At 38.4% G+C, this 25,785-nt stretch carries 16 protein-coding genes and 1 tRNA gene; 8 read left to right on the top strand and 9 right to left on the bottom strand.

The features are described 5' to 3' along the window. Nucleotides 1-591: 591 nt before the first annotated feature. Both MSBR3_RS17560 and mtaA read right to left on the bottom strand, forming a co-directional pair. Entirely contained in the window at nucleotides 592-2,211 is a 1,620-nt protein-coding gene (locus MSBR3_RS17560; protein ID WP_048109495.1) for a methylamine methyltransferase corrinoid protein reductive activase, read from the bottom strand. Between the two features lie 326 nt (nucleotides 2,212-2,537). Beyond that, entirely contained in the window at nucleotides 2,538-3,557 is a 1,020-nt protein-coding gene (gene mtaA, locus MSBR3_RS17555; protein WP_196296974.1) for a methylcobamide:CoM methyltransferase MtaA, read from the bottom strand. Nucleotides 3,558-4,160: 603 nt separating this feature from the next. On the opposite strand from mtaA, the gene MSBR3_RS17550 reads away from it, so the two are divergent. The 3 genes from MSBR3_RS17550 to MSBR3_RS17540 all read left to right on the top strand — a co-directional run bounded on the left by MSBR3_RS17550 (nucleotide 4,161) and on the right by MSBR3_RS17540 (nucleotide 10,958). Then, on the top strand, nucleotides 4,161-7,010 hold the full coding sequence (locus tag MSBR3_RS17550) for a cation-translocating P-type ATPase (RefSeq protein WP_080942363.1): 2,850 nt from the start codon (nucleotides 4,161-4,163) through the stop codon (nucleotides 7,008-7,010). A 515-nt stretch (nucleotides 7,011-7,525) separates the two neighbouring features. Continuing rightward, nucleotides 7,526-10,612 (top strand): response regulator, encoded by a 3,087-nt coding sequence (locus MSBR3_RS17545; protein WP_048109493.1) that lies wholly within the window; start codon nucleotides 7,526-7,528, stop codon nucleotides 10,610-10,612. Further along, nucleotides 10,584-10,958: a response regulator gene (locus tag MSBR3_RS17540; protein WP_048109492.1), complete on the top strand. Its 375-nt coding sequence runs from the start codon at nucleotides 10,584-10,586 to the stop codon at nucleotides 10,956-10,958. Before MSBR3_RS17545 ends, MSBR3_RS17540 begins: the two co-directional genes overlap by 29 nt. Before the next feature lie 14 nt (nucleotides 10,959-10,972). On the opposite strand, the gene MSBR3_RS17535 is transcribed toward MSBR3_RS17540, so the two are convergent. The 3 genes from MSBR3_RS17535 to MSBR3_RS17530 all read right to left on the bottom strand — a co-directional run bounded on the left by MSBR3_RS17535 (nucleotide 10,973) and on the right by MSBR3_RS17530 (nucleotide 13,480). After that, the gene (locus tag MSBR3_RS17535; protein WP_048109491.1) at nucleotides 10,973-11,758 is read right to left on the bottom strand and encodes a helix-turn-helix transcriptional regulator; all 786 of its coding nucleotides are present in this window, start codon (nucleotides 11,756-11,758) and stop codon (nucleotides 10,973-10,975) included. Between the two features lie 58 nt (nucleotides 11,759-11,816). After that, complete coding sequence (locus MSBR3_RS20520) at nucleotides 11,817-11,975, bottom strand: hypothetical protein (RefSeq protein WP_155396856.1); 159 nt, start codon at nucleotides 11,973-11,975, stop codon at nucleotides 11,817-11,819. An 833-nt stretch (nucleotides 11,976-12,808) separates the two neighbouring features. Then, nucleotides 12,809-13,480 (bottom strand): dihydrofolate reductase family protein, encoded by a 672-nt coding sequence (locus MSBR3_RS17530; protein ID WP_048109489.1) that lies wholly within the window; start codon nucleotides 13,478-13,480, stop codon nucleotides 12,809-12,811. A gap of 163 nt (nucleotides 13,481-13,643) precedes the next feature. Between MSBR3_RS17530 and MSBR3_RS17525 the strand changes: the two genes are divergently transcribed. Further along, entirely contained in the window at nucleotides 13,644-14,555 is a 912-nt protein-coding gene (locus MSBR3_RS17525; RefSeq protein ID WP_048109488.1) for an ABC transporter ATP-binding protein, read from the top strand. Continuing rightward, complete coding sequence (locus MSBR3_RS17520) at nucleotides 14,548-15,801, top strand: ABC transporter permease (RefSeq protein ID WP_230627599.1); 1,254 nt, start codon at nucleotides 14,548-14,550, stop codon at nucleotides 15,799-15,801. The genes MSBR3_RS17525 and MSBR3_RS17520 overlap by 8 nt, the downstream gene beginning before the upstream one ends. 616 nt (nucleotides 15,802-16,417) lie before the next feature. Here the strand turns inward: MSBR3_RS17520 and MSBR3_RS17515 are convergent. Together MSBR3_RS17515 and MSBR3_RS17510 are read right to left on the bottom strand one after the other, a co-directional pair. After that, nucleotides 16,418-17,935, bottom strand: a complete 1,518-nt coding sequence (locus tag MSBR3_RS17515; protein WP_230627597.1) for a PAS domain-containing protein — start codon at nucleotides 17,933-17,935, stop codon at nucleotides 16,418-16,420. Nucleotides 17,936-18,253: 318 nt separating this feature from the next. Next, a tRNA-Gln gene (locus MSBR3_RS17510) sits at nucleotides 18,254-18,326 on the bottom strand. Between the two features lie 279 nt (nucleotides 18,327-18,605). Between MSBR3_RS17510 and MSBR3_RS19660 the strand changes: the two genes are divergently transcribed. Continuing rightward, a protein-coding gene (locus tag MSBR3_RS19660; RefSeq protein WP_155396818.1) for an IS1 family transposase occupies nucleotides 18,606-19,698 on the top strand; the annotation gives its coding sequence in 2 pieces (ribosomal slippage) (nucleotides 18,606-19,018 and nucleotides 19,017-19,698; 1,095 coding nt in all). A 1,009-nt stretch (nucleotides 19,699-20,707) separates the two neighbouring features. Continuing rightward, nucleotides 20,708-21,493, top strand: coding sequence for a helix-turn-helix transcriptional regulator (locus MSBR3_RS17495; RefSeq protein ID WP_048109485.1), 786 nt, complete (start codon nucleotides 20,708-20,710; stop codon nucleotides 21,491-21,493). A 347-nt stretch (nucleotides 21,494-21,840) separates the two neighbouring features. Here MSBR3_RS17495 and MSBR3_RS17490 read toward each other — a convergent pair whose 3' ends face one another. Continuing rightward, nucleotides 21,841-22,764, bottom strand: coding sequence for a UbiA family prenyltransferase (locus MSBR3_RS17490; RefSeq protein WP_048109483.1), 924 nt, complete (start codon nucleotides 22,762-22,764; stop codon nucleotides 21,841-21,843). A 546-nt stretch (nucleotides 22,765-23,310) separates the two neighbouring features. After that, nucleotides 23,311-23,913: an acetate uptake transporter gene (locus tag MSBR3_RS17485; protein ID WP_048109482.1), complete on the bottom strand. Its 603-nt coding sequence runs from the start codon at nucleotides 23,911-23,913 to the stop codon at nucleotides 23,311-23,313. A gap of 246 nt (nucleotides 23,914-24,159) precedes the next feature. On the opposite strand from MSBR3_RS17485, the gene gpmI reads away from it, so the two are divergent. After that, nucleotides 24,160-25,704, top strand: a complete 1,545-nt coding sequence (gene gpmI, locus MSBR3_RS17480; protein WP_048110673.1) for a 2,3-bisphosphoglycerate-independent phosphoglycerate mutase — start codon at nucleotides 24,160-24,162, stop codon at nucleotides 25,702-25,704. The last annotated feature ends 81 nt before the right edge of the window (nucleotides 25,705-25,785 follow it).

The raw sequence follows: 25,785 nt of genomic DNA, 5'->3' as shown, positions 1-25,785 counted from the left end.
ATATTCCCAAATTTACTGAGTTTTAAGGATTCTAAGATATCACAGGAATTTATTTGTCGATCTTTGTTTTTTGACTACTACATTCATTTTCTTTCGTTTTATTAATGTTTGCTCAGTTTGTTTATTATCCTGGTCATTAAGGCAAAATTTGGTATCTATCAAATATTATTTGGTATCGTTCCAAATTTACCTTAATACCGGAAACTAAAGCACTTAATTATCTCTAAAATCCATAAATCTGGATCAAAAACTCTCAACTGTTGGAAAAGTGTTGGAGAACTCCAAGCTGGTGGCATGTCAATACTCAAGCATGAGCAGAAAGCCAAAATAGAGAATTAAAAATAAGAAAAATTAAAACAAAACCAAAATATATAAAGTACGCTGAAAACACAAACGCTGCAAACACAATAGTTACAATATTATCCGAAAACTCATTCAGGGTCTCAAACCCGACTGAATATTTATCTTGAATAACGGATATTCCCATTTGGATTTCACAGTTCTGAATTGCACTCTTGAACATGAGGCAGAAAGCCCGCAAACTTCAGTTTACGGACTGTCCACTCTCGTTATTTATTTCTTTGCTTTCTGTTATACTCCTGCCACGGTAAGGTTTTCCCACTTAAATCTATCATCAGGACAGGCGTGCAGGCAACGCTGACAATTTGCACCATCACAGAGATCGGTCCTTATTTTTACAGTTCCCTTGTCATCCATTCTTAGGGCTCCGTTAGGACAGACTTTTACGCACTTATGACAGCCTTCACAATCCTCAATTACCATTGTAAGGTAAGTTCCGACCTTTTCAAGCACTTCAAGCCCTTCTTCTCCGAGTACGGGAATGTCCCTTTCAACCTGGCGGTCAATTTTGAGAATAGAGGAAGGCTCACCAATCATGGGCAGTTTTTTCTTTTTCAGGAACTTCTGAAGCATCTTGAAAGCCATGCCTTCGTTCCAGTATGCAAGTTCCAGCAGATAAGCTTCCTTAAAAGCCTCAGAGGTTGCAAACATTACGTGGGTGCCCACTATTTCCTTTGCAATTTTCTGCAGTTCCCAGAGCCTGTCTTCTGAAAGCAGGATTTCCCTGGCAACGGTCAGAGAGGTATTGCCTATCTGAGAAACATAACTCGCATTATAAGGGATCATTCCCACCTTATGAGCTTTTGCAGCATCCATATAAGTGCCTGCAGCGCCTGACATGTGAGCTGTTTGCAGTTCTTCCATGTCTATGCCTGCAGCTGCACAGAGAGTTATATGCCCGGCCCTGAGTGCTCCTATAGCTCTTCCGGCTGCGATAAGGTCTTTATTGGTAAATATTACTTCGTCCTGAAGGTGAATAATTCCATCAGGGGTCTGAATCTTCGGCAGCACAATTAGTTTATTTCTCATAGCTGTCTCTATAAGGGCAATAACTCCAGTACCTGTGATGCCTTTTGCAGTGAGCTCTCCTTTTTCCACTACTTCCCCGGTTTTAGGATTTACAAGATCTCCCTTGATGGTATTCATATCCCGATCGAGTACATAGCAGCGCAGGTTATTGCCCTCAAACTCCACATCACAGATCGTGTGAGGAGAAGCAATTGATCCGCACTCTATCTCCTGACCTTCAAGAGCAGGACCTGCTGCGGCCGATCCTGTATATATAATACCGTTTGCTTTAAGAGCCATTTCGGCATTTGTGCCGTAGTCTGTTGCAATTGCGATCTCATTGCTCTCAATCATGCCAGCCTTTACAATGAGAGCAAGAGCATCGGCTCCGACTTCATGTTTAATTGCCGGGGGCACAAATAACTTGCAGTTTGTAGCTTCTTCAAATCCCTCTATTTCGGCTAGAGGTATTATACGAGCGTCCCTGTTTTGCTCTTCTATGTGATACTTTTGCTTTTTACGCTCTCCGGCGTATGCCAGATCGTCGATTGGAATACCCTGGAAAATGGAAAGTTGAATTGGGTTTCCGCAAATTGAAAATTTTTCCATTTCTGCCAGTTTCACTCCAAGTTCAGCAAGAATATTTTTTACCGCAGTTGCCGAAAGACCGTGAGCTTTGTCAAGCCCGTAATGGATTGCAAAATCAAGGTGATCCATTACGTTTGCTCCGGGTAGGGGATTTCTCAGTGTTATGACGGTTTTTTTAATCTCCCCGGTCTCCAGGTCAATTTTCTGGGCCCTAAAACCGCTGGTTCCGAGGTCAATTGCAACTCCTATTCTCATACCTTAACCTCCTCCAAAAAAGTTTGAGATCTATTTATCTGTCTGTTTTAAACGTATTCTAAGTTTAATATATTTAGATAAGTATTATGTTGAATAAGATCTAAAGCTATTTATACTGAATTGTTTGTTCAGGATGACCTTCTTCAGTTCATAGCCTTTAAAAGTCCATAGCTTTTCAGAGCCTGGCTTTAGAGTTTTCACTCCACATAACAAAATTAAAAAATATATTGTAAAACACAATTCCAGGAAATCTAAAATTTTAGATATATAGTGTTTTAGATATCTGAAATGTGTTCTTAAAAAAATAAAGAAATTTTTGTGCCTTTTCAGGCGTAGTACTCGTCTCTTGCTGCAACCATTGCTTTGATGTTTTCGAGAGGAGTCATAGGTGCAATACCACAGCCTGGTGCAAGTACATCAATTCCGCCTTCAAGAGCTACTTTTGCTTCAGCTTTTATCTTGTCAATAGGTCCGGGCAGCAGAGTGAAAGGACTGGAAATGTTTCCTACTAATCTTGCCCTGTCTCCAATGATTTTCTTCCCTTCGGCTGCGTTACCGATCTTTTCTTCTACGCTGAGGCCTTCGAAACCGCAGTCTGCCATGTCGCTGAGGATCGCGTTAACTTTACCACAGATGTGGAGTACGGTCACGGAGTTAACACTGGAGGAGAACTTCTGTAACCTTGACTGGAGGAACTGTTTAAATGTGTCAGGGCTCATGAGATCAGGGGAAGCGACAGGGTCTGCAATTGCGATAACATCTGCACCGGCTTCAACCATCGCATTTGCGTAAGCGATTGCAGCTTCTGTGGCAAGATCAAGAGCCTGTTCAAAGAGATCAGTCTTCTTAATGGACCATTTCATGAAGGATTTTACACTTACCAGGTCGGAAGCAACTGTAATCGGGCCTTCCATACCTCCGATTATTGGCACGTCAGGACCTACTTTCTCCCTGACAATCTTAATGGCTTCAAGTACGGCTGGAATTCTGCCTTTCTGCAGAAGGTCTGCTGGGATGGCTGCGTCGTCAAGGCTTTTTGGATATGGGTGTTCTATAACAGAAGGCTGCCTGTTCTTGGTACCCATATTGATTTGACAGCCCATTGCTTCAACAAGCACTGTCAGACAGTAGGGAAGCCTTACAGCCTCAAGTCCACTAAGTTCATAATTGGCGATTGCCAGTTTTGCCATAAGTTCAGGATTGGTGTGAGCTTCAGGCCAGGCAGCTCCAACTTCGTCCATAAGTTCTACAATCCCGGTCTGGGTTACGGAGCAAACAGGTACTTTGTCAACGGGCTTACCTTCAAGGGCAGCTAAGAGTCTCGTTTTGAGTGTAAATTCGCTCATGGTCATACCTTTCTAAATTATCTCTATTTTTTTTATTAGGATTTTATTGTCTACTTAACAATATTATTGTTTAGACCTTTCAAATCCAAAAGGTTTTACGCTCCGGAATGGAAAATCCAGAGTTTCAAAATGTAGTTAAAATCATAGGTTTTGCCTGGGAAATCAACAATAAATTGAATCTCCTTTTCCATCGCGCCCGAGCAGAGATGGAAAGCAGGGTACTAAAAATAATTCTCAGGCTCCTTTGATTACATTAGAGTACGGGCATTTTTTTAGTTAACAACTTATAAAAGCTATTTGTCAAGAATATTTTTCTGCCATATTTTTAATAAACAGGGTCATAAATTTCGACCTCATTGTTCAGCTTTTATAATAATAGAGTTCTCCACTTTTTCACTCTACTCCATTAATGAATCAGGTCTGATCTGGTAATGATTAGTTCCGATCTGGTAATGAATTAATTTAATCCTCTCTACTTTATTTACTCTTTTCCTTTGCTATCTCTCTAACTTTGGATTTTGAGATATTTTTCGTAATCTATGTCAAGCTTCTTATTCTTGTGATTCTTATTCTTTTATTGCATTAAATAACAAAGGGGATTCAATGGGGAAGAATCTAACTAGCAGTAACGACAAAATGTGTTCACCCCAGGGGAACGAACATAACATTCAACTTACTGCATTTTTTGAAAAACTAAACGTTGATGAAAACGGACTCAGCGAGCAGGAAGCTGCTAATCGGCTCAAAGAGTGTGGAGCCAATATTCTCAAAGAAACAGGAAAAGAGAGCATAATAAAGAAGTATCTCAGACAATTCCGGAATTTATTCTCCATTCTGTTAACTGTGGGATCTATTCTCTCTTTCATAGGAGAATATCTTGACCCCGGGCAAGGAAATCTGTATATAGGAATTGCCCTACTAGGCGTTGTAATCATTAATGGAACCTTTACATTCGTACAGGAATACCAGGCTGAAAAAACAATGGAAAGTTTTCGGCAGCTTCTTCCGCCTCATGCCAGGGTCCTCAGGGATGGAAAGGCAAGGGATATTCTGGCGTCGGAGCTTGTTGTAGGTGACGTCATTTTTCTTGAGGAAGGGGATAAGGTCCCTGCTGATGGGCGTCTGATTGAAACCAATGCTCTTAAAGTGGACAATTCGGCTATTACCGGTGAATCCGAGCCTCAGCTTCGGTCCCTTGAATGCACTCACCCAAATATGCTGGAGTGCAGGAATATGGTTTTTTCAGGGACTCTAGTACAGAGCGGGAATGGAAAAGCTGTCATCTTCGCTACGGGACAGGATACTCAGATAGGGAGTCTTGCAACGCTCACACAACAGACTTCAGGCGTGGATACTCCTATTAGGAGAGAAATAAATTATTTCATAAAAGTCATATCTGCAATTGCGATTTCCCTGGGAATAATTTTCTTTATACTTGCTTTTCTTCTTCAGGATGTTTTTCTTGCAAGCTTGATCTTTGCGATTGGAATTATTGTTGCCAATGTGCCAGAAGGGCTTTTGCCCACAGTCACTCTTGCCCTTAGCCTTGCTTCCAAGCGAATGGCCTCGAGGAATGCCCTTATAAAGCAGCTTGAGTCCGTGGAAACGCTGGGCTCGACAACGGTTATCTGTACAGATAAGACAGGTACTCTGACTCAGAATAAAATGGCAGTAAACTCTATAATGGTCGGTTTTGAGTGTCTCGTTCTAGAAAATCCTGCCAGCACTAAGAAAACAGTTACAGAGAAAGAGACCGAAGAAAGGGCAAACAAAGCTGTTGTGGAAAAATTTTCAGATCCAGGTCCTGAAGGGTTTTGTGCTCTGGAAAAGCCTGTCTGGGACCCTGAAAAGTTGCCATCTGTTTTCATAAGAGTTGCAGGGCTCTGTAATAATGCAAAACTTCGCGATTCTGCTCCTGGATACACCGGTGACCCTACAGAAGGAGCCCTTCTCGTTTTCGCAAATAGCCTGGAAGATATAAGAAATCTCAAGAATGATTATCCTAGGTTGGAAGAATTTCCTTTTGATTCGCTTACGAAAAGAATGGAAGTTATCTGCCGTACTCCTGAAGGAAAACTCGAAGTTTATCTCAAGGGCGCTCCGGAAGTAGTTGTGAAAATGTGCAGTTCTGCCCTTGCTTCAGAAGGAATCAAGAAACTGGGTGAAGTTGAGCAGAAAGAGCTTCTTGCCCGGCACCTGAGACTTGCAGAAAAGGGAGAGCGTATAATTGCCCTTGCATACAGGCAGGGAGATGAACAAAAAGAGTATACAGGAGACTTTACTTTTCTGGGGTTCATAGGTATTGTAGATCCTCCGCGGCCCGAAGCCAGAGAGGCTATTGCAAGATGTCATGCTGCCGGAATTAAAGTTGTCATGATCACAGGTGATCATCCGGTCACCGCAGAATCAATAGCAAAGGATGTGGGACTTGCAAATGCTGGAAACCTTGAGATTATTACCGGAGACGAACTGGCAACACTCTCACGCGCTGATCTTGCTTCAAGATTAAAAAACCAGAGCATTGTATTTGCTCGTACTTCGCCAGTACAAAAATTAAAAATCGTACAGCTCTTCCAGTCTCAGGGGGAGATCGTGACCATGACAGGAGATGGGGTCAATGATGCTCCTGCAATCAAAAATGCAGATATGGGAGTTGCTATGGGCAGCGGCACGGATGTGGCGCGTGAAGCTGCAGATATGGTACTCCTTGATGATAATTTCGCTACGATTGTGAATGCTGTAGAGGAGGGCAGGACGGTTTTTGATAATATTAAAAAATTCATTGTATACATCCTTGCCAGTAATATTCCTGAAATTTTGCCTTTCATAGCCTTCGTCCTTTTTGCTCTTCCACTTCCCATGCCTGTACAACTTATCCTGGCAATCGATCTGGGTACGGATATGTTGCCTGCGATTGCTCTGGGAAAAGAAAAAGGAGAAGGAGATATTATGAAAAGACCTCCCAGGGCGAGAGAAGAAAAATTGTTGACTCCTCCCCTGCTCCTTACAGCTTACGCAGTAAAGGGCCCTGTAGAAGCTATTGCAGGCTTCTTCTGCTATTTTGCCGTACTCTATGGAGGAGGCTGGAGCTTTGGCGAGCAACTTGCAAACAACAATCCCCTTTACATGCAGTCAATAACCGCTTTCTTTTCAGCAGTAGTTATATGCCAGATTGCTAATGTTTTTGCTTCCCGAACTCGGTATCAGTCAGTCTTCTCAATGGGTTTATTCAGTAATCGTGCGGTTCTGGTAGGGATTGTAAGTGAACTCCTGATTCTCGCATTAATTATTTGGAATCCGATTGCGAATCTCATTTTTAATACCTCTCCCCTCGATCTTAAATATTTACTGATTGCTGTTCCTTTTGCAATTTTACTGCTCGGAATCGATGAGTTGAGGAAATACCTCTTGAGAAGGAATGTAAGCTGGGCAACCAGATACCTTAAATGGTAATCAAAATTACAAAGAGTGTGGATTACGATAGGGGTCACAAAGAGTGTGGTTTACGATAAAAGTTACAAAGAATGTGGTTTACGATAAAAGTTACAAAGAATGTGGTTTACGATAAAAGTTACAATGCCGGTAAGGGCAGCAAATATAAGTGAATTTGATTTATCGCTTCGTTTTACATCACTATGTTTTATCTCATTTTTAATATATATTCTCAAACAAATAGCGTAAGAATTCCCAAATTGGTACTATTTTACTAATATTCAACTTTTGAATCTTTTTTTCATATAAAGCCTTTATTAATTATTTAATTGACAAAGTAAATTTTATTATTTACTTATTTTGACTTTAAACTGATATTCTGCTATTTACGCATATAGAAAACTTTTATATAGTTTCCAATTTAATTTCATCTGTTAATAATATCTTGTAAACTTCCCTGCAAACTCTAACCCAGGTCTTAACTGTAGTCTATTTCCAGGCTTAATTAACCCGAAGCTCAGCACCGAGATTAAAGTATGAACGTTAGTAGAAAAATTCTCGTTATTATCTATATCATCTTTGCTCTTCTTATTTCGGTTGTTATTTTTGCGTCTCAGAGCATTCTCGGTTCCAGTTTTTCCGACTTACAGGAAAAAGAGGCAACTGACAACATAGAGAAGGTAGAGAACATGATTGACTTTCAGGTTCTACAGCTTGAGAAAACCAGTTCTGCTCTCTCTTCAAGAGATGATGTCAGGAGTTTAACGCTTAATCAGTATCCTCAAAATTTCGATAAAACTGAATTTGGTGACATCTTCTCCATCAGTGAGTGTGATTTTATTTTTCTGGTAAATAAGTCAGGGTATGTTGTGTACTCTGAAATTCCGGGTCTTGAGCCCTCTAATAACGCTTCCACTCTTAGTGCTTCCACTCTTTCCGAAATCAGTCAGAGAATTAATGATGGCAGTTTCCTCTCTAAAAGGGTTCAAACTTCTTTAAATGGCCTGTTTCTGCTGGAAAATAGCCCTGTAATAATCTCCATTCAGCCTGTACTCTCTGCACCAGATAATAAAGAAAGCTCAGGTACAATCATTCTTGGAAAATATCTTGATTCAAGCTTTATCGAAGCCGTTCAGGAAAGTACAGGAAGTTCATTTACGTTTTGCAGTTTCAACAATTCATCTTCGGACGTTCGGCAGGCTTTTTTTGAAAACTCTGATCCGAATTTCAAGTATACAGTAACTGGAGAGCATGTTACCTGTTATTCCGTGCTTGAGGATCTTTCCGGAAGTCCGGCTATTGTAATACAAACTGATGCGGACAGCAGTATCTATGCAGAAGGTCAGAAGGCTCTCCGATACACGGTGTTTTTCCTTCTTTTCGCAGGCCTCATGATTGGGGCAAGTTGCAAGTTTCTTCTTGATAGGGAAGTGGCATCCCGAATAGTTAGAATTGATAACTTCGTGAAGAAAGTAAGAATGAATGAAAATTTCTCTGAACGATTTTATATGGATGGGGATGACGAGCTCTCAAGGCTATCCGAGGGAATAAACCAGACACTTGACCGCTTGAGAACTACTTCTGATAAATTTAAAGCTCAGGAACATGAAAAAAAATTAATCCTTGATTCTCTTAGTGAGCTTGTAGTCTTCATGGACTCAGAGTTAAAGATAATTTGGCTAAATAAAGCAGCCCTTGATCACATGGGCATGAAAATGGATGACGTTATAGGGCGCAGTTATCAAGATCTGTATATTTTATATAAAGAAAACCCGGGTAAATCTCCGGTGTTGAAAGTACTGGAGTCCGGGAATGAAGAGTTCGGGGAAGTAGTTACGCAGGACGGAAAGGTCTGGACGGTCACTTCAATTCCTATAAAGGACGAAGACGGCAGGATTACCGGAATCCTGAAAACAGGACTAGATATTACCGCACACAGGCGTTCGGAAGAAAAACTAATTCAGGCAAAACTTGAAGCCGAAAAAGCCAACAGCGCTAAAAGCGAATTTCTTGCAAATGTAAGTCATGAGTTGCGAACACCTTTGAATTCAATTATAGGTTTCTCGGATATTCTTCTCGAAAAGGTTTTTGGCGAGCTTAACGAAAAGCAGTTTCGATATGTAAACAACATCTCTACCAGTGGGAAAAATTTGCTATCACTTATAAATGATATTCTCGATCTATCAAAAGTGGAAGCCGGGGAAATGGAACTTCACTACAGTGAATTTTTTGTTAATTCTATTTTTGAAGAAGTTAAAACTGTTTTCTCTCCTCTTATACAGGTAAAATCCCTTGAAGTAACTTTTAATGTAGAGTCCGGCTCCACAATGCTTGAAGCCGATAGAGGCCGCCTGATTCAGATCCTTTACAATCTTGTAAGTAATGCAATAAAATTTACTCCTAACGGTGGAAAAGTCTCTATATATTATAAAGAAAGCGGAAACCGGGCGCTTATTTCGGTTATAGATACCGGCATAGGTATTTCTGCTGAAGACCAGGTAAAGCTCTTCAAGCCCTTTACCCAGCTTGATGCTTCATCAACCAAGCAGTATTGTGGCACAGGGCTTGGGCTTGCTCTTGTGAAGAAAATCGTGAACTTGCATCAGGGAGACATCTGGGTTGAAAGTGATCCAGGGAAGGGCAGTAACTTTACCTTTTCACTTCCTCTCAGGAAACCGTTGGAGTTCAGGAAAGTCAGTGAGATTGGAATCAAAGATGTAATCATAGAATTTGAGACGAATAAAGCAGCATCTTTTTCAATAAACGAAAGTGCCGAGAATTCGCAGGAAGAAGTAGAGCTTCCCGAAATCTGTCTTCCTGAAAAGGGAGATAGTAAGCAGAAACTTGTTCTGATAGTTGACGATGACAAAAATTCTAGCGAACTTCTCTCCATTATACTTAAGGACACAGGATATGGTGTAGCTACTCTATATAATGGGAAAAAAGTTTTAGAGGCTGCAAAGAAACTGAAGCCTGATATCATTACTCTGGATGTCTTCCTGCCGGACACCAACGGCTGGCTTGTCCTGAGGCAGCTAAAGAATGACCCTTGTACGGCTTCTATACCTGTGCTTATTATCTCCATGACGAACAATAACGAGCTTGGAATTACCCTGGGAGCTACTTACTCCTTTGCAAAGCCAATAAATAGAACTGAACTGGTAAATTCTCTTAGAGAAATTACCCAAAAGTTCCGGTTTGAATATCCTAAAGTTCTTATAGTAGATGACGATGAAAATACTATAGAACTATTAAGTTCGATGATTGAGCCCGAGGGCTTTAAGGTTATAAAAGCTCACAGCGGAAAAGAGGGCCTGCAGAAACTTTTTTCAGAGCAGCCCGATATTCTGATTCTTGACCTCATGATGCCGGAGGTTAGCGGGTTTGACGTTATATCCAGCATGAGGGACGATGTACGCACGAAAGATATTCCTCTTATCGTGTGCACTTCTGGCGAATTTACTGAGAAGAATCTCGAAGAATTGAACAGTGAGCTACAAGAACATCTTATTTCTATTCTAAAGAAAGGCAATTTTGGAAGAAAAGAGTTAATTAATAAAATAAAACAACTATCTATGCTGAAGAGGCGTAATGATGAAAAAAATCCTGATTGTCGAAGATAATCCCATGAATATGGAACTGATCCTGGACCTTCTGGAATTCTACGGACATAATATAACTAAAGCCGAGGACGGAATAAAGGCTCTTGAGCGTCTTGCTGAAACAAAATTCGATATTATACTGCTGGATATGCAGTTACCGAAGATGGACGGACTTGAGGTTCTCGATCGAATTAAGAAAAATCCTGCGACTGCAGATGTCCCTGTGATAGCGGTTACTGCCCATGCTATGAAAGGTAGTGAAGAACATTTCATAGAAATGGGCTGCGTGGACTATGTCTCCAAACCTATAGATATTCACAAGTTCAGGGCTCTGATAGATAAATATTTGGGCGAAGACCCATCTTAACTTCAGAAGGGTAGTTATAAGTTTTCCAGTTGTGTGGATCTATCTTTATAGTATGAGAAGAGTTCTTCGCACCACGTCAATGCACTCTCGTCAAAGCTCATCAGACGCTGATGGTCAAACTTTCCCTTCTTGTCGAAAAGCACAAGTGAGCAGAAACGCTCTGTAACTACATTTTTCAAGGTTACGCTTTTTTCACAGATATAAATCTCAATGTTTTTTGATTCCAGAAGAAATTTCAGATCTTCGTAGTAATCCTTTTTCATCCTGTCAAAAACAGGTTCTGTCAGGATAAGGCATATTTCTGCCCCTTTTCTTGCAAGTTCCAGGTATATCTCAACATGAAGAGGATTGAAATATGAAAGAAACATTTTTACGTGCCTTGATTCCAGAAGATTACTCCTAAAATCTTCAGGAATTTCGAAAAGCCGATTAAGGTCGGGTTCAAGCATGAAATAGTTACCTAACTCGTCAATCCTGTTAAGGAGATATTCCGGAATTGCGGTAAAGTCATGGTTTGTCCAGTAATCGTAATTTTCCTCAAAAACCCTTACGGTATTCAATAAAGGCTCCATCTTTTCGACTACTATTTCTCCGATTTCAGATAACTTGTAGGTGTTTCTATCATCCTGTACTATCAGGCGTCCTTCTTTTAGTTTTTTTATTTGGGGCATTATAGATGTTGAGTTTACGTTGAGTGCTGTTTTTATCTCGTCTCCGGTCTTTGGCCCTTCTTCAAGCAGGAGTAATACGTCCTTTCTTTTTTCTGAAAGAAACGCCAGATCAATAAGTGATGTTTTCATTTTGTTCCATCTCCCCGGGATTTTATATTTAGAAGAGATATTTCCCCTTTATTTCTTTTCAGAAATCAGTCTGAATTAGTAAAAGTTCTTTTAGTAAAAGTTCTTTTAGTAAAAGTTCTTTTAGTAAAAGTTCTTTCTTTCTCCAGAAGAACTTTGAAGTAACTTCTCGCAGCATTATTGCGCTATTTTTCAATTGATCCTTTATATTTTTTTCCAAAAAGCACTTTCTTTCTTTAATTTAAATATCTTTTTTTAGCTATGTCCCTATCTTTTTCCATTTTTTAAAATTTTTTTGCCCAACTTCTCTTCCTTTCTTCCAATGTCTTTCCCCTAAAATTGTTTTTAAGCTTTTCTATTTTTTAGTGATCTTCTTTACGATTTTTTTCGTATTTCAGCTAGTTTTCTCCTGATTTTCGTATTTCAGCTAGTTTTCTCCTGATTTTCGTATTTCAGCTAGTTTTCTCCTGATTTTCGTATTTCATCTAATTTTCCCCTGAGGACAATATATATTCTGTTAAATTTTGATATTGAGTTTTTTAGCGGCAGGAGTTTACTGCTTTTACTATTACTCAGAACTTCTTTCTTAAAAACAATTTTTCCAGAAAGGGGCAACAAGCGCGGAATAATATTCTAACTAATATATAAATTTTGCACTATCTTATCCTGGTTCCTGGGCTGTGTTAACTACGAAATAAAAAGAGAATTACTTGCATTTTGTTATTAGCATGAAAGACTTTCAAGCACTTTTATTATGCTTGTTATTTTGTTTTATCCTGAAATTCTCTCAAGTTAATTATATCGGTTGTAATACCTCATCTATCGTGAAACTTTACGGTAAAAGACTTATTTGATTATTGCTCAGAAATTGAAAGGGGAATCCATTGAAAAGGGAATCCAATTGAAAGGGGAACTCAATTGAAATGGAACCCATTATTACTAATTATATATTAAAAATGTTATGAGCCTTCTAAATGACCATAGTCTTATAATGGATTGATTAGATAGGAAAAAGCTCTTAAAAAAGTTTGTAAAAAATATATTTTTAATTTTTTATTCTTTCAAAACCCGGTACATCAGATGCACATATTGCTTTTCCACAATTTCATCTCTAAAAAGTTCAAGTCGAGTACCGTTTTTCTCCAGAGTTCTGAAAAGATTTGTTCCCTTTTTTCCCACAATTTCAGGAGTAAGAATTAGGCTGATTTCTTCGACAAGCCCGTGTTCAAGTAATATACTGTTCAACACTCCTCCACTGTCCGAAACTACAAGTTCAAAACCATACTTTTCATTTGCAATTTCCAGTGCCTGTCTGATATTTACACGGTCTGCTCCGGTCAGGATGAAATCATAATTTCTTTCCTTAAGGTAATTTATATAAGCTTCGGGGGTCCTTTCCGAGACCAGAACGATTGCATCTTTGCTGAATTCGGAACGCCTGAAAACATGCATTAACCCTTCAAGGATTCCTTTCGAATCCGCAATCAGCCAGTATGCCCTGGGATCATCCGGTTGAATTTCAGGTTTCTTGAAGTCTGATTCCTCTTCAGGAGGAATTTTTTCGCAGAAGAACTGGGTCCCGGTTTTTGCAGTGTTCGAGCCGACTATCATGGCATCGGGCTGAAAACTACTAAGGATTTTGTAGTGAATTTCAATATTTGCTTCAAAGCCAGTAGTAGAGCCATCAAGACTTATACTGTTGTGAATAATTACTTTTGGTATCATACTATCCCCTGAACTTTCCTTAATTCTCCTTAATTCTCCTATTGAACTCCCATATCTTTTAATGCTGGAAAACTGCTTTTAAACGCTTAATCAGCTCTTAATTCCTTCGTAGTTTCTATAATATATCGAAGAAGTTATCTGTATTGGAATGTATTTAATTTTAATGCATGCTGTAGAATTTGAAAATGTATCGAAATCTTTCTCAGAAAAAAATATTCTCGAGAATATATCGTTTTCAGTGAAGCAGGGCGAGATTTTCGGGCTCCTTGGGCCAAACGGGGCAGGAAAGACAACGCTTATAAGGCTTCTTCTTGACATTCTCAGACCGGACTCAGGGGAAATACGTGTCTTTGGGGATTTCCTGAGCCCTGCTGCAAAAAACAGGATAGGATACCTTCCTGAGGAACGTGGATTGTATAAGAAAACAAGACTTCTGGATATGCTGGTCTACCTTGCACAACTTAAAGGCATGCCAGAAAACCAGGCTCGTCTAAATGCCGAATCTCTTCTCAAATCCCTGGAATTAGATCATTATAAAAACAAAAAAGTTGAAGAGCTTTCAAAAGGAATGCAGCAAAAGATCCAGTTTCTTTCGGCAATTATCCATGAACCTGAACTCTTAATCCTTGATGAGCCTTTTTCCGGACTTGACCCCGTAAACACGAAGACCGTTATGGTTAGAATTCTGGGACTCAAGGCATCAGGAAAAACAATAGTCCTCTCTACACATATGATGGAGCAGGCTCAGACACTTTGTGACAGGATCCTTATGCTTAGTAAAGGCAGGAGAGTACTTTACGGCCCTGTGGACGAGATCAGGAAGGAGCATGGGAAAAATTCTCTAATTGTAGAATTTGCAGAAAAAGGAAACTTGAACGCAATTCGGGAAATTTCCGGTATAAAGAAAATAATAGAACACGGAAAATCGGTTGAACTTTTCCCTGAGGAAGGGATAAGTGTCCAGCTTCTTCTTGAGGAACTTGTCCGGAAAGTAAACCTAACACGTTTTGAAAAAACGTTTCCTTCTCTGAATGAAATCTTTATCGAAACCCTGGAGAGTGTTCCCAATGAATAGTTTTCCCGAAAAGACCTTTATTGTTGCAAGGCACGAGTTCACGAAAACGATAAAACGTAAAGAATTTCTTTTCATGACATTCTTCTTTCCTCTTCTATTTGCAGGAATCAGTATTCTCCCGGCAATGCTTTCAGGCATGAACCCGGCTGAAGACCAGAAAGTAGGTTATATTGATCTGACAGGATCCTTCGAATTTCCGAAATCAATCCAGAACGAAGGCCTTTCTATAGGCTCCTCAGAGACAAAAACCTCAGTTATAGAGTTTGTAATGTACAGGGAAATTTCCGATGCAAAGCAGGCTTTACAGGCAGGTCAGATTTCCTCCTACCTTATTATTCCTGAAGATTTTCTTAAAACCGGAACAATAGAACTGTATAGCCCTGAAAAAGAAGCATCTATGTCAAATTTTGAATTATCTTCCGAACTTTCGGATATTGTTATTACTTCCCTCCTTGAGGGCAAAGTGGACGAGTCAACTCTCAATAGAGTCCGAAATCCGGTTAATATAAAGTTTTATAATATAGGAAAAAGCGGAGAGTCTTCTGAGCGAGGTATTGCTGATATCTTTGCCAGCTTTGGCCTTCCTATCCTTACAGCTTTTCTCCTTCTTTTCAGTATTTTTTCGTCGTCGGGCTTTCTGCTTCGTGGCGTTGCCGAAGAAAAGGAAAACAGGATAATAGAAATTCTGCTGTCCTCCGTAACTCCTACCGAAATCCTTACAGGTAAAATTCTGGGTCTTGGTGCAGTCGGCCTTCTTCAAATTGGAATATGGCTTGCGGTAGTAGTATTCGGGAGTGGTTATGCACTTCCTGTGAAAATTGAGCCTTATACTGTCGTCTTGGCTCTTGTTTATTTTGTGCTTGGCTTTCTCTTTTTTGCCAGTATGATGGCAGGGATAGGGGCGGTTACTGGCTCCCTTCAGGAGAGTCAGCAGGTTGCAGGAATTTTCACTTTTGCAGCTGCGTTACCCTTGATATTCATGCAGCTTATCCTTACAAACCCGGACAGTCCATTTTCTGTTTTTCTGTCCCTTTTTCCTCTTACCTCGCCTATAGCCATGCTTACCAGAATGGGAGTAACAGCCGTGCCTATTTCTCAGATTCTTGTCAGCGTCTTTATTCTGTTGATTTCGGTTTATGTTGTGATCTTGCTTTCCGGCCGGCTGTTCAGAACTTATCTGCTCATGTACGGGAAAAGACCTAAAGTAAAGGAAATATGGAAGAATATCCGGACAGAATCAAGATAAACGAAAGTAAATAGTGCTTTTAATTGCCATGTAAAATTCTTAAACTTTTAATTTATTTAAAAAGGATTTTTGAGTGTCTGATCTTCAAAAGGAGCCACATAATAAAGCCGCTTCCTAATAATGACTTGTTAGAATCTCGGAGTAATATGACCCCTTGTAGGAAACGGAGGTGCTTAATTGTTTAATATATGACTGATTAAATAAATTATGGTTCTATCGTCAACGTTTTATAATTTTAGTTATATATTATTAATTGGTTCATAAGGGAGTGCTGTGAAATGGAGGTAAATACCGGACAGCTTCAAAACTGATCCAGTAATGAACTTCATTGACATAGAACAAACCTTGTGAACCACCTAACTGACATTTTTGCCTAACTGACATTTTTCCTACTGACATTTTTCCTACTGACATTTTTCCTACTGACTTTTAATTCAACTTTAATCCAATTCAACTTTAATCCAACGTCCAAATTTGCGAATATTTTTAAATCTACGAATATTTTTAAATTTCCGAATAGTTTTTTATCAAAATTTCTTTTCTATTCTCAGTTTTTGACTTATGCGGTAATCAAGCATAGGCTCTTTATGAAAGTCTAGGAGAATTACGAAACTTGTTAGAGTTCGGCTTGAACGCAGACAGGTGCTACATAGTTTACCACCTGGAGAGCAGTACTTTCAAGGAAGGTTCGAATACTCCAGGGAATCTTATCCAGGGTACGGGAGGCAAAGTTAAGGCTGCCTACAATTTCTCCTCTATACTTCAGAGGGATTATAGCAATAGATTTTATTCCTTCTCTCTTTACTGCATCAACCATTGTATCTGAATAGAATTCCAGTGAGTATATGGGCTTTCCAATTAAAATTTGCCTTGCCTCTAAAGAATCTGCCTTATATCTGGAAATCTTTTCTCTAAATTCAGGGGAAATTCCCCTATCTGCTACCAGGTTTATCTGGTCCAGGAGTTCATCCTTGAGGTATATGAATCCTGCATCGAGTCCATGTATTTGAAGACAGGAATCAAGAACCAGGTTGAGCATTGTCTGGAAATTCCAGGTACTGCTGAGTTCTGTCCCGAGTTTTCGCTGGATCTCAAGCATTCTCTGGGCCTCTTTTCTTTCGGTAATATCAACTACAAGACCCTGGAGGTGAGTTGCTTTTCCGTCCTTGTCTCTCTGAATAAATGCTTTTTCATCTACCCAGAGCATTTTTCCGTCCCCTGTAAAGATTCTGTATTCAACGTCGAAAGAGTCCTGTCCCTCTGTAATGTTGCGATTGAGAATTTCAATAACTGAGTCTATATCATCCCTGTGAATGATGCTTTTATAAGGTATTTTCCCTGAGGTAAAGTCATCTACCTTATACCCAAATTGAGTTACGTTGTCGGAAACGTATACCGTTGGCAGGTTTTCTTTGTTTTCCCATAGAAAAGCTACTGCCTGGCTGTTGTTTATTATGGTTCTCAACATTTTTTGGGTCTCTAAGGACTTTCTGAGAGCTTCTTCGCTCTTTTTCCTCTCAGTTATATCCAGCACAAGCCCTTGAAGGTGAGTTACTTTTCCGTCAGCATTCCGCTGGATAAACGTCCTCTCATTTACCCAGTGGAGGTCGCCAACCTTTGTAAAAATCCTGTACTCTATATTGAAGTCAACATCACCTCTCCGGATATGGTCTTCAAGTGAATCCTTAACTCTCTTCAGGTCATCGGGATGGATAATATCTCCGTACAGGACCTTGCCTGAGATAAAGTCCTCAATTGTATATCCAAACCGGACAACATTTTCAGAGACAAACTCCGAAGGCCATTTTTCTTCGTTTTTCCAGAGAAATACTACAGCATGACTATTATTCACAACTGTCCTGATTATTTCCTGCATCTCAAGGACAGAAAGTAAATCCACAATCCCTATTGCCGCAATAACCTTTCCGTCCTCTGAGAAAATGGGAGAAACAACTACATTCCTGCCCAGATACGTACCTTCTTTGGGAACTCCACGTATGGTTTTGCCGGTTCTAAGCACTTCTTCGAGTACAGGGCCTGTATAATCCCTATCAAGGATTTTACCTTTCTCCAGGCGAAGTCCGTTTCTATTGAGGCTACGGATGGTAGTTGGAAGCCCAACAAGAGAATGCACTGCAACAGCTATTGACTCGAGTTCATCAGATCCTGCATCTTCAGATATTTGAGAAGTAATTCTTTCACCCCCAGGAAAGATTTTGATATTTTTATATAACGAGCCTATCCCAAAATCTTGAATTTTGAATAATCATTCTAATTTTTAATATGAAAATAGTATAATAGGTTTGGGAATGAAATTAGTTTTGGGATGATCTCATAATAATAATGAGCTTACCCCCAAAACGTTATCTAATCTACTATTATCGCCAATATTATAACTCCTATTCTGGCATTATATTGGTTTTGGGATAGGTTCAGTATTAAAATTAGATTATAGTCCTGAGCGGATTCGAACCGCTGTCCCGGGCTCCAAAGGCCCGAAGGATTGACCACTACCCTACAGGACTGCATGTTAAAGCTTTTACTTATAGATTAATTCTTGTACTTAATTATTGTGCCAGACCAGGACTATTTTATGTTAATTTTCCAGAAATATTCTTTTTCCCTTTACTCCACTTTTTAGTAATTTCTTGTTAAGACTATTTATGCTTTTACATTTCTCGATAAAGTTCTTTTTTAGCTTTAAAATATTTCCCATGGGACTATTTTTCATTAACAGGTAATTTTTGGTGCTCCATTATTATATAGTTGATATTTATATATTAGATATAATATAATAATATTTAATGGGTAAAAGAGGACCAAAACCAAAATTCACTGGCGTTTCCTGTCCAAACAAAGATTGTAAATTTCATGGTATTTCTGGAAAGAATAATATCGTAGGTAACGGCACATATCAAATCAAGAACAGGAGTGTTCATAAATACATCTGCCGCGAATGCGGCAGAGTATTCAACGATCGAACAGACACTTTCTTTGACAATCTTCGTAAGGATGAATTCATCATTAAGTTAGCTTTGAAAATGGCTATTAGAGGAATGTCAAATGAAGGTATTGCAGATGTGCTGGAAATTCAACCAGTTACAGTCAGTAATTGGTTATCTCGTGCAGCAAAACAATGTGATAATGTAAATGAAGATTTGATGAAAGATATCAATGTTTCTAGAGTTGAGATGGACGAGCTGTGGGTAATAATAAAAAAAAGTTGCTCCAAGAAGCAAAGTTGAAGATGATGGAGCATGGATGTGGGTAAGCTTTGCACCTGAATCAAGGCTAATAATTGATTTTAAAATTGGACCAAGAAAACAGTATGTAGCAGACGAACTGATAGAGGGTACAGATAAACGTCTTTCAGATTCAAAACCCATTTTCGTTACAGATGGATTAAAGTTCTATTCTGAAGCTCTTTTGAAAAAATACGGAGAATGGATGGAGTTTCCTAGAACAGGAAAGAGAGGAAGACCAAAGAAACCAAGATTAGTAGCCAGTAAAAACCTGAAATATGCTCAAGTTATCAAAAATAGGAAAGGGAAGAAGCTCCATAAAGTTGAAAAGAAAGTTGTTTTCGGTGAAAGTATTGATCAAAAAAGAATATCAACGAGTTTACTGGAAAGACAAAACCTAACTTTCAGACAAGACAACAATAGAATCTCAAGGAAAACAATAGGCTTTTCCAAGAAAACCAAATACTTGTTCAACCAAATGAAGCTTTATATTACTCATTTTAATTTTTGCAGGAATCATATGGGATTAACAAAAGAAAAGGAAGATGGAGTCTTTGAGAAAAAGACGCCTGCACAAGAGTCTGGAATTACTAAGAAAAAATGGTCACTCATAGAATTATTAAATTATAAGTCGACAAAAATATCAACTAATTAATAAAGGAGCACCTAATTTTTCAGATAATTAATTTAAAATAATTTATTTCATTATTATATTGTGGAGCTGGAAGAGAAAGGGTATGGTTGAATAGCGAAGTAACGGATTGTGACAGAATTGCTCGGAAGCTGACGGTTCTTGTTTCAGGATAATGTTAGATGGGGCATACTTCTGAAGCAGCTGTATTGGGGGATGCAGCAGAAGGACCGAATTGCTTTCGAGCTTCTTCTTACTTAACTGAGGTGTATTTTTAAAAATATTTCTGGTTTTTGATTATTGAAGAGTAATTATGATTTCAAATTTGACCGAAAATTGCTATTTTATTTACAGAACGCTATTCTTATTTGCAGAGCGTTGTTATTTCATCGATAGATAGTAACTATATTTATAATTCTTAGATTATTATGCAGAACTATCAGGTCTATAGAAGTACACGGTAAATTTAACGGTTTTTCAATCGAAATTAACTGGCGCTGCTACTAAATTGGAATATATAAAAGTTAGCATACACACAAAATTTATTCCTTGAATGTAGGATACATTTTTCATTTAAACTATTACTTATTTTTTAAATTAATTATCACTTTTTTTAGCAATAATTATCAATTTTTTAATTATTATTTTCTCTTTATTTTCATAAAGTATCATAACTGAGCTTATATTAGTAAAATAACCTGATATGATTAACATATATAATTTCTTTTAATTTTGGTAAATGTTATTCAAAAAGTCATATTATGTTTTAGGAAGACTGATACGTAAAAGCTAAAATTGGAGAAAAAATTAATAATAACAATTACACTTTTGAAAAAGATAATATATATTGAATTCGTATAGCATTCTAGTAATGCTATAACATCTAATAGAATTGCTAATATTCAATCTGTTTAAAAAATGAGAGGGGTATAGGCTTAAATTTTACACATTGTTAATCAGAAGCAAAGATCCTATTTTGGATGTTAAGCCCCGATTAGCTCTCGAAATGTAATAAAATAGTGGGTTGATATAAATGAAAGCTAGCGGACTCTTAAGCATTCTCACCTTTTCAGAAAAAAGAAAGGACATTCTATTTTTACTTCAGGAGAATCCAAGAACTCTTTCTGAAATTAAAGACTATTTTGATGTAAAGTCACCTGAAATCCTGCCTCGCCTTAAAGAAATGGAAAGCGCAAACTTGATTATCAGGCAGGAAGGAATGTATCGGCTGACACCTCTTGGAAAAGTTTCAGCTATACATTATAAGCCCTTACTGGACACTCTTACAGCTATAGAAGCAAACGAAATTTTTTGGAGAGATCATGACCTTGCTGCAATTCCTGATCTATTGTTAAACAGAATTCAGGAACTTAAAGAGTGTAGAGTTGTAAGAGATGAACAGGAACATATTTATGATACTCATAAGGCGTTTATGGAAAATGTACGGGCTTCTACCCACTTCGTGGGCTTTTCATCCATTTTCCTACCAAGCCATCCTACAATGTTTCTAGACTTAGCTCGCAGGAATATTCCTACTTTAATAATTCTTACACCTAATGTATTTTTTAAAATAAAAAGTGAACATGGTACTGAGATTGAAGAGTTCCTTAAGTTCAAGCATACAAGTCTCTATGTATATGACAATGCAAAAGTAGCTTTTGTGGTAACAGACCGTTTCCTCTCCCTTTCGTTATTTTTCAAAAACGGAACCTTTGATCCTCGAAACGACCTGATAGGTTTTGACTCGTCTTCAATCAAATGGGGAGAGGAGCTTTTTAAGTATTATAAAGAAAACTCAATTGAAATAAAGAATCTATAAAGTTTTTTGAAGGCTTCTGGAAAGAAACCTTAAAATTATAGGAAATAGGAATTGTAGAATTTGGTTTTTTCCAGATATATTTCTGGATAACTGTATGCCTTGTTCTGAACACTTTACCTGTTCTATTATTTTTGCATTTTTTATACTTCTTCCTTTATTTTATATACTTCCCAATTACTCTGTTGCTTTTGTACTTTTGTACTTCTTCCATTGTTTTTGTACTTTTTTATAATTGTTTTACTGCTTTTGCATACTCCCATAAACTTTACTTGATATGAAAGGACTTTTAAGTCCTTTCATTTGTTTGAGCCTGAAATTCAAAGAATTTCATGTTTTTTTAGGTGTTTTTATACCAGGAAGGTACTTACAATTGTTCTTAGTCCGACTATTGAGGTTGATTCCCCATCCACAAGAATTGTTCTCTCTAACTTGTGAAAAGTGGTCTCCATATCGTCAGTTTTTGTATAATTTTTGATGCATATCAGACCACATATAAAGCTATAGAGGACAATAAGAGGTTCGAAAGCAATAATTCCGTTAATTAAGGCAATACCGAGAATCAGGTGAGAGAGTAGGTGCAATCCGAGAAGGAAATTACGGGTATTTTGTTCTCCAAGGCTTACTGGAAGGGTCTTGAGACCTGCAAGAGTATCTCCTTTTACATCTTTGAAATCATATATTGTGGAGTTGATAAAGAGCTTAACTCCAAAGAAAGTGAAAACTAAAACAATGGGGAGCACACTCCTACAGGTGCTGCCAGCAAGCCCTGAAATAAAAGCTCCCCAGGTGAGACCTACAATAATATTTTTGACTCCAAGTCCACCTTTGAGTTTCAAAGCAAATTTTCCTATTTTGATGCCTTTACTATAAAGGAGGCCGGTTACAAGTGGTAAGAATGCGAGTGCAATCACTCCTTCTTTTGCCAGTACGTAACTTCCTATCACGAAGGTAATCATAGAGGCTGCAAACCCTATTTCCTTTCTTGATCCACTTAACTCTTTTCGATTTACAATATCTTCTTCGGAGCCAAGAGCCCTATCGAGTGTATATACGCTGTAAATTATGAGTCCTCCTGCAACGCAGGTGAATATACTTGAATGAACTTGAAGCAGAAGGAAAGCAATATGAATTCGTAGTGCGCCTGAAAACGCAACTAAAATGGAACTTTTTAAGAGTTCAAGTGTTGCGTTCTTTTCCCCAATTTCTGGGTCATTCTTTCGTCTGTACCTGAGAAAACGTTCAAAACTTCCGAAAAATACATTGGAGCTCATAAAAATAATATTGGTAAACTTTTAAATATTATTTATTCAGTGTAACATTTTACAATGTTACTAAGATATGAGGATTCATAATAGATTTATAGAAATGAACAAACAATAGCTGAGTAAACTAACGCTTATTTTAGAAGGAAATCATATTCTTGCTATCCTCAAAAAGATTGATATATATCTCAATGATCTCAAAATAATCATATTTTTTAAAATTAATATTCCTATTTTTCGTTATTTTTGGAGCAAGAGAAATCAATATTATTTGTACAGTTGTTCGGCCAACATGAAAACCATTGAGTTTTACTGTGGTTTCAACAATAACTCTTTTTAAGCTTACTGATGCTGTTTTTCAGAGTTTAACTGAGTGTAAACTACTCGCTTGAAACAGCGAAGAGCCAAAATTAAATAAATCTGCCGGACGGCACTAATGGAAACTCTGGAAAAATCAAAGAGGGAATATAAGCTTTCTCTGAAGGCTCTGACATGTAGAAAAGATCAAAAATTAAAAATAGAGGGCAGTAAAGCCCAAGAAAAAAATTACAATTATTATAAAGGAACTATTTTCTTTCCATATGCTTCGTTCAATACTTGACCAAGAGCTGTGTATATTGCAGAGAGTCCTGTAAGGATTCCTTCATAACCAGCTATCTTCAGGATTCCGGCGTTTCCCAGATAATTTCCTGCTGCAAGCAAGAAAAACAGGATTGTGAGAGTCAGGAAAACAACGGAGAGAGCCCTTGAGCCTTTGAGCGTACCTATGAACATGAAAAGGGTGAAAACTCCCCACATGAATAGGTATGCAGCAAATGAGAGTGAATCTGCGGCCAGTCCTGCATAATCTGGAGACTTAGGAATAAGGACAATACCCACTAGAGAGAGCCAGAAAAGCCCGTAGGAAGTAAAAGCTGTGGCCCCAAAAGTATTTCCTTTCTTCCATTCCTGGATTCCGGCAATTACCTGAGCTAACCCACCGTAAAAGATACCCATTGAAAGAATCATTGCGTTCATCGGATAGAAACCTGCATTGTGTATGTTCAAAAGCACAGTTGTCATTCCGAAACCCATCAAACCCAGAGGTGCAGGATTTGCGGATAAATCCGTTATTTTTATATCACGAATGTTCATAACATCTTTAATATTTTGACTCATAAAATTAAATCCTCCTTCCCGTTACCGGAAGTTTAGCCTGAATTTCCAATAAAAATCACATTAAGATAATCAGTTGTTTTTAAGGTCCATTTTTCACGTTTCGGAAATATGTAATTGTTAATACTTATAATTAGGGACAGTATATATATTTTTAATATAATATAAATATATAATATAAAAATTCGTAAAGGCTATTAAGAATTTTCATAATAAGCTATTTATTAACGGGTGTTGAATTTGCTTCATATGACTCAGGCAAAAAAACCTCTTATGCTCATTATTCTTGATGGTTGGGGCTATAGGGAAGCAATAGAAGGAAATGCTGTCCTGGCAGCCAAAACTCCAAATCTTGACCACTTAATGGAAGAATATCCCTGGTGTTTCTTAGAAGCATCAGGGGAAGCTGTAGGCCTTCCGGAAGGCCAGATGGGAAACTCCGAAGTCGGGCACCTGAATATAGGAGCAGGGCGAATTGTTTACCAGGACCTGACCAGAATAAACCTCTCCATAAAGAAAGGTGACTTCTTCAAGAATCCGGCTTTTTTGGGTGCAATTTCAAATGCCAAAGCCAACGATTCAAGCCTTCATCTCATAGGGCTTGTCTCCTACGGAGGCGTTCACAGTTATATGACCCACATTTATGCCCTTATCAAACTAGCACAGCAGGAAGGGTTGAAAAAAGTATATATACATGCTTTTCTGGACGGCAGAGATGTGCCTCCTAAAGCCGCCCTCAAAGACATAAAGGAGCTTGATGCTTTTTGTAAGGAGAACGGAAGTGCTAAAATTGCCACCATATCAGGGCGCTATTACGCAATGGATAGAGACAAGCGCTGGGATAGAACAAAACTTGCCTATGATGCACTTACTATGGGAGTTGCGCCTTACAAAGCTCCTGATGCAGAAACTGCAGTTTCTGAAGCTTATGAAAGAGGAGAAACTGATGAGTTTGTAAAACCGACTGTGATCACAGATTTAGAAGGAAAGCCTGAGGCAGTCATAAAGGATAATGATTCTATAATCTTCTTCAATTTCAGGCCTGACAGAGCACGGCAGCTTACCTGGGCTTTTGTAAATAAAGACTTTGATAGCTTTCCCAGAGAGAAACACCCGAAAGTTTACTATGTTTGTATGGCCCAGTACGATGAAACCCTGGATTTACCTATAGCTTTCCCACCAGAAGAGCTGAAAAACGTTCTTGGTGAAGTCCTGAGCAAGCAAGGACTGACCCAGCTTCGGATTGCTGAAACCGAAAAGTATGCCCATGTGACCTTTTTCTTGAACGGAGGACAGGAAAAATGCTATGAAGGAGAGGACCGCTGCCTTATTCCATCACCAAAAGTTGCTACTTATGACCTTAAACCCGAAATGAGTGCGTATGAGGTTACGGATGAAGTTATAGAAAGGATTCGGTCTGGAAAATATGACGTCATTATCCTTAATTTTGCAAACATGGATATGGTAGGACACACTGGAATTTTTGAGGCAGCAGTAAAGGCAGTAGAAGTCGTTGATAACTGCGTGGGCAGAATTGAAGCAGTTCTGAAAGAAGTTGGAGGCGTAGCAATTATAACTGCAGACCACGGAAATGCCGAACAGATGGAAAACCCGAAAACGGGAGAGCCACATACAGCACATACTTCAAATCCGGTAAAGTGTATTTACTTCGGAAATGACGAAGTTAAAGCACTTAAAAACGGAAAATTATGCGATCTTGCACCAACCCTTCTGGAAATTCTCAAAGTCCGGAAGCCTGAGGAAATGACAGGGGAATCTCTTATTATAAATTAATAATTCGAAAAGGAAAAAACAAACTGAAAACTATTAAAGAAAAGGAAAATAATCTGAAATTATTAAAGAATCAGAAAAGAA

This window comes from Methanosarcina barkeri 3, assembly GCF_000970305.1.
Lineage (GTDB): Archaea > Halobacteriota > Methanosarcinia > Methanosarcinales > Methanosarcinaceae > Methanosarcina > Methanosarcina barkeri_A.
The sequence above is the reverse complement of the archived record's forward strand: the minus strand, read 5'-3'. Positions and strand labels throughout refer to the sequence as shown.

Coding starts and splice junctions, on each gene's coding strand:
- MSBR3_RS17560 (WP_048109495.1), bottom strand. CDS start 2,211: ATGAGAATAGGAGTTGCAATTGACCTCGGAACCAGCGGTTTTAGGGCC.
- mtaA (WP_196296974.1), bottom strand. CDS start 3,557: ATGAGCGAATTTACACTCAAAACGAGACTCTTAGCTGCCCTTGAAGGT.
- MSBR3_RS17550 (WP_080942363.1), top strand. CDS start 4,161: ATGGGGAAGAATCTAACTAGCAGTAACGACAAAATGTGTTCACCCCAG.
- MSBR3_RS17545 (WP_048109493.1), top strand. CDS start 7,526: ATGAACGTTAGTAGAAAAATTCTCGTTATTATCTATATCATCTTTGCT.
- MSBR3_RS17540 (WP_048109492.1), top strand. CDS start 10,584: ATGAAAAAAATCCTGATTGTCGAAGATAATCCCATGAATATGGAACTG.
- MSBR3_RS17535 (WP_048109491.1), bottom strand. CDS start 11,758: ATGAAAACATCACTTATTGATCTGGCGTTTCTTTCAGAAAAAAGAAAG.
- MSBR3_RS17530 (WP_048109489.1), bottom strand. CDS start 13,480: ATGATACCAAAAGTAATTATTCACAACAGTATAAGTCTTGATGGCTCT.
- MSBR3_RS17525 (WP_048109488.1), top strand. CDS start 13,644: ATGCATGCTGTAGAATTTGAAAATGTATCGAAATCTTTCTCAGAAAAA.
- MSBR3_RS17520 (WP_230627599.1), top strand. CDS start 14,548: ATGAATAGTTTTCCCGAAAAGACCTTTATTGTTGCAAGGCACGAGTTC.
- MSBR3_RS17495 (WP_048109485.1), top strand. CDS start 20,708: ATGAAAGCTAGCGGACTCTTAAGCATTCTCACCTTTTCAGAAAAAAGA.
- MSBR3_RS17490 (WP_048109483.1), bottom strand. CDS start 22,764: ATGAGCTCCAATGTATTTTTCGGAAGTTTTGAACGTTTTCTCAGGTAC.
- MSBR3_RS17485 (WP_048109482.1), bottom strand. CDS start 23,913: ATGAGTCAAAATATTAAAGATGTTATGAACATTCGTGATATAAAAATA.
- gpmI (WP_048110673.1), top strand. CDS start 24,160: ATGACTCAGGCAAAAAAACCTCTTATGCTCATTATTCTTGATGGTTGG.